The following is an 8,582-nucleotide window of genomic DNA, read 5'->3' on the forward strand; positions in this document are numbered from 1 at the left end:
TGCGAAGTCAATTCATTCACAATATCACTATCACTTATTCCTGCTTGCCTTGCACCTGTAAAATCAATTTTTGCCATTTATTTATTCCCTTTTAGTGGGTTTCAACCCATTCCTAGCGGTTTTTTATTATTGCAATAATGGGTTTTTTTGGGGCATAAAAAAAGGGCGGGTTTAAGGTTTCAATTTAATATAATTGCATACAATACAAAAAATTCATAAGGGCGAGCAGTGAAAAAAAAGAGAGAAATATTTTGGGAAGCATTTGCGTTTGGCGGTCTTTATGAGCGTCCCCATTTTTCTGAAGCGTTTGGCGAAATTGCTTGCAGAATCAGAAAGCAACAAGCCAGTGAATATGCCAAAATCGATGCGGATTATAAAAAGCAAAAAAAGAAATTGATGGATAATTATAAAAAGAATGGCTAAAAATATATCCTCATCACAAAAAGAAAAAAACAATGTTCCGGGTAATTTTACCCAGAATAATATTTTGATTGAAAACGAACTCAATACGATTGGAAAACTGCCCTCTGACTTAGCTAATAGAGCGATGGTTTTGCTTGAAAAAACAACTGACCACAAAATGAATATTGACCATAAAATTATCGCCCTAGAAGAAAATAATCAAAAAATGACACAATATGATATGAGAAAATTTTATTTTTGGAGTGGTTTTGGTATTGTATGTGCGTATGCTCTTATTTTTTCTTCCATTGGAGTTTGTATATTTTTAGCCTATAATGATAAACCTCTTACCGCTATTGTTAGTATCATTCCGGGTGTCTTGACAGCAATAACAGAAATTATCAAAGCTCTTAAATTTAAAAATCATAAAAAATAATGAAATTATGTTTTACTCAATTCGATAAATCGAATCTGAAGACCACTTCAGGCGAGTGAATTAAGGTTTAGGCGTATGGTTATGCTCCTTTTGTCGCATATTACCATCGCCGTGCGAGCCTAAAAGAGATAAGCAGTTATCTCTTTTTTAACGGCTCTCCTCCTAAAGTAATCATCTCGTCAGCCAAGCATTGCTTGTGCGTTGGATATTTGTTTTCAAGGTCCTTGCAGTTTGATAATCGCCCTTAGTGCCTCTTCGCAACTCGTGGGATTAACTTTGGGGAGTTTATTTTGGATTTCTTTTTGGATTGCTTGTTTCTTCGCTGGTAGGGATTCTTTGAATACTTGGGTATCAAGGGTAATTTTTTCTATTGCGTGATTTTGTTCTTCGAGGGCAGTTTGGAGTGTAGCGGTGTTGGCTTTTGCGATTTGGAGTTCTAATGTCTTATTTTCGAGTTGCTTTTTTAGCAGGGCATTACTGATTCCTAGATACCCGCCGATAGCGATAATGCCAACGATAAAGGCAATTTTGAGGTTCATAGGTTAAATCCTTTGAAAACGGGTTGATGAATAGCGTAGCTAGTCATAACCCTATCCTTTAGGAGCGAAAGCGGGCTTTGCCCTGCGTGAGCGGTCTTCAGGTTTGCAAGGCAAACCGAGTGAAATATTTTGAGGTTCATAGGTCTTTTCAAAAACATCTGGTTTGCACGGGTATTGCTCGCCCTTAACTCCCGTGATAATCCAATCCCCAATATTGGCTTTCATATCCCCCTCGAGTGTGGGAATTATCACTTCTTTATCCGTTTGGTAAGCCTCAACTACGATGGGTTTCTTCCTAAACTTTTTAATTGTTTTCATTTCAGCTCCTATTTTTACTCGATTCAGTTTTTCAAACTGAATCTGAAGACCACTTCAGGCGATTAAATTAAGGTTTAGGCGTATGGTTATGCTCCTTTTGTCGCATATTACCATCGCCGTGCGAGCCTAAAAGAGATAAGCAGTTATCTCTTTTTTAACGGCTCTCCTCCTAAAGTTACCATATCACGCCCAAGCCTAAGCTTGTGCGTTGGATATTTGTTTTTAAGGTTTTTAAATCAAATCTTTTCTTCCTTATCATCGCTTAGTCCTGTTTTGGCTTTAAACACACGGATTATTAGCCCAGCAATCGTATTCGCACCGATAAAGCCAAATCCCCCACCCAAAGCAGCTGCTAAAGATGTCGGCAAACCCAGATACAAAAACAGCTCAAAACCTAGCCACGTAATAAACATCGAAGAGCCAACACCATAAATCACAAACCGCACGCCTTGCCAAATGGTTTCAATCGGTTTTTCTTCGATAGAGCGTAAAACAAACAAAAAGCCGACAATAAGCCCAATAATAAGTATCCACCCATAAAATTTGAGCGTTTCAAAAAAGTCCATTTTTCCTTTATCCTTTGCATAAAACTAGAGCATTCATTTTTCTACTTCAGGCGGTGTTGTTTTAGCCGTTTGATTTGTTTGTTCGTTAGTGGCAGGGGGCGGGATTTGTGTGTTTTCTTCAGAATGGTTAGGTGTGTTTTCTTCTTTTTTGTCTTCCCATCTCACAGAAAGCACCTCTAAAATATCTTTGGCATTGGCAATCAACTCTTTTTTTTGCCCGCATTTAAACAGGGTGGCAGATTTGAATTTCAGGGCATCTTCATAGAGGGTTTTGAGCTGTTCTTTATTATGGGGGATATTTTGCATAGCGCCGATTTCCTCTCGCCCATCAACGCCAAGTGTAATCTCGGCACAGCGAAAGAAACTATCCACGCCTGCAATCATTAACCCGAGTAGATTAATCTGGTCTTCTTTAGTCATATTGTAGAGATGGGGCGTGCCGAGTGTATTGGATCTAAGCTTTTCTAAAGCCTTATCGCAAATTTGATTCATATCATTAATGCGTTTAGCCTTTTGGCTATCGAGTTGCTCTTTGATATAGCTTTCTGGCAACTCCGATGCAACAAAGGGGGCGGGAAGGTCCTCTTCGCTTCGCACGTAGATAAAATCGGGTGTGCTAGTGATTGTCTTTAGCTCGCCTGTTACTTCATTCCGCTTTTCTTGGGGTAATTTGTAGATTTTCATTTTAATCCTTTCGTTTTTATTTTTTAAGCTTTGTTTTTTACTAACCTAAAAAGGTATTATTTCTTTTGTGCTAATAACCCCTGTTCTATATTCTTCTTCAACACTATCTACAATTGCCCAAAAATATTTATTTCCATCTTCATATATGTTATAGGAATGTTTTATATTACTCATCGCTCGGATAGCACCCTGTGCTAAACGTTCAAGCTCTTTTGTATCGCTGAAATATGTGCCGCCGTGTTTGTCTTGATATATTTTCACAATCTCATCGGGTCTCATAAACATTTCTTTACTTGCATACCAAATCGTGGGCACATCAAATTTAACAAGGATACTGCGATATACTTCTGCAAATTCGTCATTTAAAACGGGATCTTGAGGGTCCCAATAATGATATTCATATTGGGCAACTGGTAAGTCATATAAATGTTTATATAGAAAAGCAGTTACCTGCCTTTTATATGGCATTTCTGGCAAGACAAAAGTGTCTTGGATTTCATTATATAAAGAATCAATTTTCTTTGTATATTCTTCCTCTATAAAATTACCAACATAAATACCCATCAACACACCTTTTTTTAAAAGTTCGTCATCGTGCTTGTATGGTAAAAATTTAAACCCGTTGCTATTGAGTTTATAAGGGATTCCTAAAAAAATCAGGGTGCAATACAAACTTTGACTTCCTGAAATATAACCTTCAGATTCTAACTCATAATCTATCAGTGGGACATAACCATCGGGGAGGGTGGTGTCATAAGATACCACCCTTTGCCCGAAAGGGATTTCTTGTTTTTGCATTTGTGTTTGCAAGGTTTCAAGGGTGTTTTTGTTTTGTTCTGATACTTCTTTTTGGGCTTCAAGCTGTGTTTTTAGATTTTCCATACCCACTAAATCGATCGCTTCTTTTTCACGTTGTATCAATTCTAAGGCTTGCGTTTTGCTCGTGCCAATTGCTTCAAGCGCTTCGGTTTTGTTTGTATCGATGATATTTAGCGTATCCGTGCCGGCATTGTTTAGATTAGTGAGTATTTCATTTCCCTGCGTGCTTAGAGTTTGAAGTGCTTGATTGATGGTGGTTGTGATATTTTCTATGGTTTGATTATAAAGTGTTTCAAGCCCCGCTAGTGATGTATCGATGATATTTTGAAATGCCCCCATACGTTCATTGATGGCATTGCTATTTGTTTCTATATCGGCTTTTAGCAACGTAACTTCATCAAGATAGCCATTGATGGTTTGGGCGTTGTTGTTTGTTCCCTCTAGGGCAGTGTTGGCTTCTTGGGCTTTTTCTTCGATGAGTGCGGTAGCGTTTTTGATGGCTTCTAGGGCGGGGTCGATTTCTGCCTTGATCGCTTGGACGGCTTCAAAGATTTGCTTTTGCTCTTCGATGGTGCTTTGGGAATCTTTGAAAAAATTATCCACCTTTTCTGCGAAATCCTGATATTTTTCTTTGATAAAAGCAAGGTGTTCGCTGATATCGATTTTGTTTTGGATAAACCAGCTTTCAAGCTCTCGAAATGTAGCGAGCAGGTTTTGTGTGCCTGCGAGGGTGAGTGTTACGTATTCTTTGATAAGCGGGTCAGATAAAAGCTTTTCTTCGATTTTGGCTAAAAGCTCTTGGCGGGCAAGTTGCAAAAATATCTCTTCTGGGCTTAGCTCGGGCTTGGGGGCTTCCTCTGGGGGCGTTTCTTCTGGAATTTCAGGCTCGGGTGCTGGCTCTTCAGGCTCGGGCGGTGTTTCTTCTGGAATTTCAGGCTCGGGAATTTCTGGTTCTTCGGGTTCTCCCTCTTCAGGCAACTCGGGTGTATCAGGTTGTGGCTCATCAGGCTCGGGAGTTTCTGGCACAGGCGGTGCGGGCGGATTGGTTTGGTCAATATTTTCGCCCTCTGGTGGGGTTGGTGTCTGGTCCTCTGGTGGCTGTGGTGCTGGGTTTTCTGTCATAGCGTTTTCCTTATCTGGATTTTTTGCAATATTAAAAGATAATGGCGTTTAAAAAAAGGGGGGGTTTAAACCGCTCGCAAACCAAAACCCGCTACGCTTTTTAATCCTGTATTGCACGGGGGGCGGGTCAGGGGGTAGGGGTTTTAAGGGGCTTAGGGGGGCGGACTTCGCAATTTAAGCCCCCCTAGTCCCTTACTAGCGAGTATAAGAAACATTTATTAGAAAACATCGCTATGGAAAAACTACCAAACGACAAAGTCGAATCGAGTTAAATCCTTTTTAATATATTATGCCCATAGGCGTGCTGGTAATAGCTTTCCATCAATATGAGATTGGTTTTGAGACGGATGAGTTGCAGGCTTAGGCTGGCTTCAAAGTTGGTTTTGGCTAGCGTATAGTCATTTTCGAGATGATTTTTCACCATTTGCCCGACTTGCTTATCAAAAGTCTCGAGGACTTGCTCGGGGAGTTTAAAGGCTAGCACAACTTCACGGGCTTTCGCACGGACTACGGCATTTAAGTGCTTGTTAAAATCCTCGCTATCGCCAAGTTCTTTTACAATCGCTCCCGGTTCTAACGCCTCTTTGGTGGTCGCTTCGATGGTGGCTTTGATTTCTTCTTTGGGTATGGCATTGACTAGCTCATCGATGGGGAGACTTTGGGCGATATTAGCGATTAGCTCCTCGCTTTTGAGATAGGGCGTGCTAGCGATAAGTTCCTCTAACGCCTCTTTGGAAGTGGCATTTTGGATTTCTTCTTTGAGATGTTGGAGTGTTTGCGTGCTAGTATCGACAGATTCAAGCTTATCTAACAGCTCATTGATGATTTGACTTAGTGTTTTAGATGACATTGGCGAGCCTTTTGAGGATTTCATTTTCGATTTTAAAGATTCTTTTGTCAGCAATGATTGGGTAATTATCCATCACGGCAAGGATTTGTGAATAGATCGCTTGGTGCGTTTCGCTTTTGCCACTGGCAAGGAAATTATCAAACCCATCGATAAAAGTCTCATCAAGGGCAAAATCAGGGAGGGGCAAATCAAAAGTTTCTAGCACACCCACCCCATCATAAATATAATAAATCTTGCCCGTTTCATCGGTGTAATATTCTCTACGCAAGGGAATAGCTACTTCTGTGATTTCTCCTGCTTTGATTGCATAGCACGCACGGGGCTTGCCATAGGCATTGTGTAGCGTGAGGGTGGTATCGATGGGGAGTTTTATAGATCGCGTTTTCATAAGGTTAGTTTGCTATAAAACTAATATTAAAAAAAGGTCTGTGAATGTGTTATAATCAAGCAAAAGCAAAGGAGTGAAGATGACTTTGATTATCGAGAATGTTAAAGATGAGTTTGTCCCAGCATTTAGGGATTTAGCCAAAAGTGCGAAATCAAAAATCAAGACCAAGCGAAGTGATAAAGAAATCGCAGAAGAATGGCGCAGAGAATCTGAAGAATTAATGAGGGATTACAAAGCAGGCAAGATAAAGGGCTATGATGATATAGATGAGATGTTTGAGGCGATTCGCAATGAAGTATAAGGTTGTCTATTCTAAGAGATTTTCCAAAAGCCTTAAAAAAATAGATTTCGATGACCAAGAGCTAGTAAAAGGTGTGTTGAAACGCTTAGCCAATGATGAAATATTAGAGCCAAAGTATAGAGACCATAAGCTTAAAGGCGAATTTGAGGGTTTTCGAGATTGTCATATCAAGCCAGACTTAGTTTTGATTTATCAAAAATGCAAAAATGATTTAATTCTCAATGCTTTGCGTGTCGGCTCGCATAGCGAATTGTTTTAATTCCACCCTGAATAACTCTCTTTCATATAGGTTTTGAGAGTATTTTGTATGTCTCTATAATACAAATCGGTCAGGCTTAGGGCGTTGAAATTGGCATAGTTAGCGATATAATTATCTTCAATAGTGCGATGAAATTTTTGATAAAGTGTTCTTAATGCCGAAAAATAAATAAAATTGGTAAATTGAAATAGCGAAGCCATTAGTCCATCGAATGTATTAAATATTTCTATCACTATCAAATCAAGTTCAGTCGGTTCAAAATAATAACCCTCTTCTTCTTTGGCTTCATATTCATCTTCATACCAATAATCCAATTTAAATAAATCATAAATACTTCTAAAAATATCAGCGATTTTTTCTATTTCCCAATGAGAATTAAACATAATAAACGTAAAATCTGTATCAAACAACTCATTATAGAGCTTGGCTATCTTTTCATTGTATTTTTGTTGGATTTCTTTTTTGCTTTTAACATCACACCAGCCGTTTTTGCCTAACTCCCCATAGCCAGTAACGATTTGGCGGAGGCGGGTATTTATCAGATGTTCTTCGATGTTGTTGCGGGAAGCAATATCCCATTTGGCTTCAGGGTAGAGGTGTTTATAATAGTCTTTATTGCCTGCTAGGTTGTAATGCTCCCTATCAGTAAGCGTTTCATTCACAAAGTCTTTTTGGATAGCCTCTTTATCTGCTAAGATATATTTATAGGGTTCATAGGCTTTGGTGGGTTCATAGCTTGCACTGCCTGCCTTGCCTTTGTTATACAGATAGCCATTTGCCATAATAGCCAAAGGGGCTACCATTAAAATATCAGTCAAAAGCTCTCTTCTATCAAACTCCTTTCCCATATCTTTGTCTTTGAGGGCTTTGATTTGTTCGTGGATTTCTTCCATTTCTCTTTGGAATTTTTCTTGTTGTTGTTGCATTTTGTTATCAATGATAATACTCCCAGCCACGCCTACCAAAGTAATGCCTGCCCCTACTAATCCCCAACCCACCCCGCTAACAAATCCCAAAGCCACGCCCAAAATCGTTAAAGCCCCTCCAATGAATGGTAAAACATATGTCTCAAACCAACTCGGGGCTTCATCATAAGGCGTTGCTTTGGTAATAACAGCACTTAGCTCTTGCGGGGAGATAGTCAGGCGATGGTAAAAAATAATAAAATATTGATTGAGGAAAAATGCTTCATTTATACGAGCTTTTTCTTCAGCTATATCGCTTGTGTTATCACTAGTATTTTTCCAGCCATCATTACCAAATCTACCCCAAATATAGGCTTTAGCATAGAAAAAATACTGCGAGCTATAAACATAATTAAGGCTTTCATACCAACCGAGTTCCAAAAGCATATAACGGAATTTATCATCATAGGTTGCCTCGCCTCTTTCGATTTTAGCTTTGAGTTCTTCTTTGCTTGGGCGTGGGCGTGTTTTTCGATGTGGCATAATAAACCTAATTTTGTTGTGCTATTTGACCTATTGATTGGCTTTGATTATCTTCTGGTGCAATATTTTTCATTGCCTGTTCGTTCTGCCCTTGCCCTTGCTGGTTCTGCATTTGTTCTCCCGCTTTGGCTCGTAATAATTCAATCTCGGCTTTGAGTTTTTCAAGTTCTAAGGCTTGGCTAGCTTGAGCGAGTTCAGCTTGGGGGTTAGGCTGTTTATCGATATTTTCTAGCATAGCATTGATCTCATTTGCGACGGGGCTATCGCTATCTTGGAGCATTAGAGGCAATAACGCTGGGATAATATCGGGGCGAATGCCAGCGATGGTTTTAATAATCTCACTCCAGTAAGCAAACCGCTCCTCTCTGCCGTAAGTCTTAGGCTTAGATTTGATGATAATATCAAACTTGCCTACCTTGATTTGATTTCTTATCACAGGCACGCCATCAG

General features: G+C 39.5%; 12 protein-coding genes and 1 pseudogene. 4 read left to right on the top strand and 9 right to left on the bottom strand.

Going from position 1 to position 8,582, the window contains the following annotated elements; all coding sequences use genetic code 11:
• The first annotated feature begins 228 nt into the window (after positions 1-228).
• The gene (locus BJI48_RS09075; RefSeq protein WP_095334240.1) at positions 229-423 is read left to right on the top strand and encodes a hypothetical protein; all 195 of its coding nucleotides are present in this window, start codon (positions 229-231) and stop codon (positions 421-423) included.
• Entirely contained in the window at positions 416-838 is a 423-nt protein-coding gene (locus BJI48_RS09080; RefSeq protein ID WP_095334242.1) for a hypothetical protein, read from the top strand. Before BJI48_RS09075 ends, BJI48_RS09080 begins: the two co-directional genes overlap by 8 nt.
• 215 nt (positions 839-1,053) lie before the next feature.
• Here BJI48_RS09080 and BJI48_RS09085 read toward each other — a convergent pair whose 3' ends face one another.
• From BJI48_RS09085 to BJI48_RS09115, 7 genes are all read right to left on the bottom strand, one after another.
• On the bottom strand, positions 1,054-1,377 hold the full coding sequence (locus BJI48_RS09085; RefSeq protein ID WP_095334244.1) for a hypothetical protein: 324 nt from the start codon (positions 1,375-1,377) through the stop codon (positions 1,054-1,056).
• A 51-nt stretch (positions 1,378-1,428) separates the two neighbouring features.
• On the bottom strand, positions 1,429-1,695 hold the full coding sequence (locus tag BJI48_RS09090) for a hypothetical protein (protein ID WP_219350129.1): 267 nt from the start codon (positions 1,693-1,695) through the stop codon (positions 1,429-1,431).
• A 236-nt stretch (positions 1,696-1,931) separates the two neighbouring features.
• A complete protein-coding gene (locus tag BJI48_RS09095; RefSeq protein WP_095334246.1) occupies positions 1,932-2,261 on the bottom strand; it encodes a phage holin family protein in 330 nt (109 codons plus the stop codon).
• A 33-nt stretch (positions 2,262-2,294) separates the two neighbouring features.
• The gene (locus tag BJI48_RS09100) at positions 2,295-2,945 is read right to left on the bottom strand and encodes a hypothetical protein (RefSeq protein WP_095334248.1); all 651 of its coding nucleotides are present in this window, start codon (positions 2,943-2,945) and stop codon (positions 2,295-2,297) included.
• Positions 2,946-2,990: 45 nt separating this feature from the next.
• Complete coding sequence (locus BJI48_RS09105; RefSeq protein ID WP_095334250.1) at positions 2,991-4,886, bottom strand: hypothetical protein; 1,896 nt, start codon at positions 4,884-4,886, stop codon at positions 2,991-2,993.
• 268 nt (positions 4,887-5,154) lie between these two features.
• On the bottom strand, positions 5,155-5,736 hold the full coding sequence (locus tag BJI48_RS09110) for a hypothetical protein (protein WP_095334252.1): 582 nt from the start codon (positions 5,734-5,736) through the stop codon (positions 5,155-5,157).
• The gene (locus BJI48_RS09115; RefSeq protein ID WP_095334254.1) at positions 5,726-6,124 is read right to left on the bottom strand and encodes a hypothetical protein; all 399 of its coding nucleotides are present in this window, start codon (positions 6,122-6,124) and stop codon (positions 5,726-5,728) included. The genes BJI48_RS09110 and BJI48_RS09115 overlap by 11 nt, the downstream gene beginning before the upstream one ends.
• 79 nt (positions 6,125-6,203) lie before the next feature.
• Here BJI48_RS09115 and BJI48_RS09120 point away from each other — a divergent pair, with 79 nt between their 5' ends.
• Together BJI48_RS09120 and BJI48_RS09125 are read left to right on the top strand one after the other, a co-directional pair.
• Entirely contained in the window at positions 6,204-6,425 is a 222-nt protein-coding gene (locus tag BJI48_RS09120) for a hypothetical protein (RefSeq protein WP_095334256.1), read from the top strand.
• Positions 6,415-6,684: a type II toxin-antitoxin system YafQ family toxin gene (locus tag BJI48_RS09125; RefSeq protein WP_095334258.1), complete on the top strand. Its 270-nt coding sequence runs from the start codon at positions 6,415-6,417 to the stop codon at positions 6,682-6,684. Before BJI48_RS09120 ends, BJI48_RS09125 begins: the two co-directional genes overlap by 11 nt.
• Here BJI48_RS09125 and BJI48_RS09130 read toward each other — a convergent pair.
• Positions 6,681-8,132: a hypothetical protein gene (locus tag BJI48_RS09130; RefSeq protein WP_095334260.1), complete on the bottom strand. Its 1,452-nt coding sequence runs from the start codon at positions 8,130-8,132 to the stop codon at positions 6,681-6,683. The genes BJI48_RS09125 and BJI48_RS09130 overlap by 4 nt on opposite strands.
• 7 nt (positions 8,133-8,139) lie before the next feature.
• Positions 8,140-8,582 (bottom strand): annotated as a pseudogene (locus BJI48_RS09135) (hypothetical protein); the annotation flags it as partial.

This window comes from Helicobacter sp. 11S02596-1 (assembly GCF_002272825.1).
Classification (GTDB): domain Bacteria; phylum Campylobacterota; class Campylobacteria; order Campylobacterales; family Helicobacteraceae; genus Helicobacter_J.

What these genes read in the sequence shown, in the direction of transcription:
- BJI48_RS09080 (WP_095334242.1), top strand. Translation starts at nt 416, where the DNA reads ATGGCTAAAAATATATCCTCATCACAAAAAGAAAAAAACAATGTTCCG.
- BJI48_RS09100 (WP_095334248.1), bottom strand. Translation starts at nt 2,945, where the DNA reads ATGAAAATCTACAAATTACCCCAAGAAAAGCGGAATGAAGTAACAGGC.
- BJI48_RS09130 (WP_095334260.1), bottom strand. Translation starts at nt 8,132, where the DNA reads ATGCCACATCGAAAAACACGCCCACGCCCAAGCAAAGAAGAACTCAAA.
- BJI48_RS09110 (WP_095334252.1), bottom strand. Translation starts at nt 5,736, where the DNA reads ATGTCATCTAAAACACTAAGTCAAATCATCAATGAGCTGTTAGATAAG.
- BJI48_RS09085 (WP_095334244.1), bottom strand. Translation starts at nt 1,377, where the DNA reads ATGAACCTCAAAATTGCCTTTATCGTTGGCATTATCGCTATCGGCGGG.
- BJI48_RS09125 (WP_095334258.1), top strand. Translation starts at nt 6,415, where the DNA reads ATGAAGTATAAGGTTGTCTATTCTAAGAGATTTTCCAAAAGCCTTAAA.
- BJI48_RS09090 (WP_219350129.1), bottom strand. Translation starts at nt 1,695, where the DNA reads ATGAAAACAATTAAAAAGTTTAGGAAGAAACCCATCGTAGTTGAGGCT.
- BJI48_RS09095 (WP_095334246.1), bottom strand. Translation starts at nt 2,261, where the DNA reads ATGGACTTTTTTGAAACGCTCAAATTTTATGGGTGGATACTTATTATT.
- BJI48_RS09120 (WP_095334256.1), top strand. Translation starts at nt 6,204, where the DNA reads ATGACTTTGATTATCGAGAATGTTAAAGATGAGTTTGTCCCAGCATTT.
- BJI48_RS09105 (WP_095334250.1), bottom strand. Translation starts at nt 4,886, where the DNA reads ATGACAGAAAACCCAGCACCACAGCCACCAGAGGACCAGACACCAACC.
- BJI48_RS09115 (WP_095334254.1), bottom strand. Translation starts at nt 6,124, where the DNA reads ATGAAAACGCGATCTATAAAACTCCCCATCGATACCACCCTCACGCTA.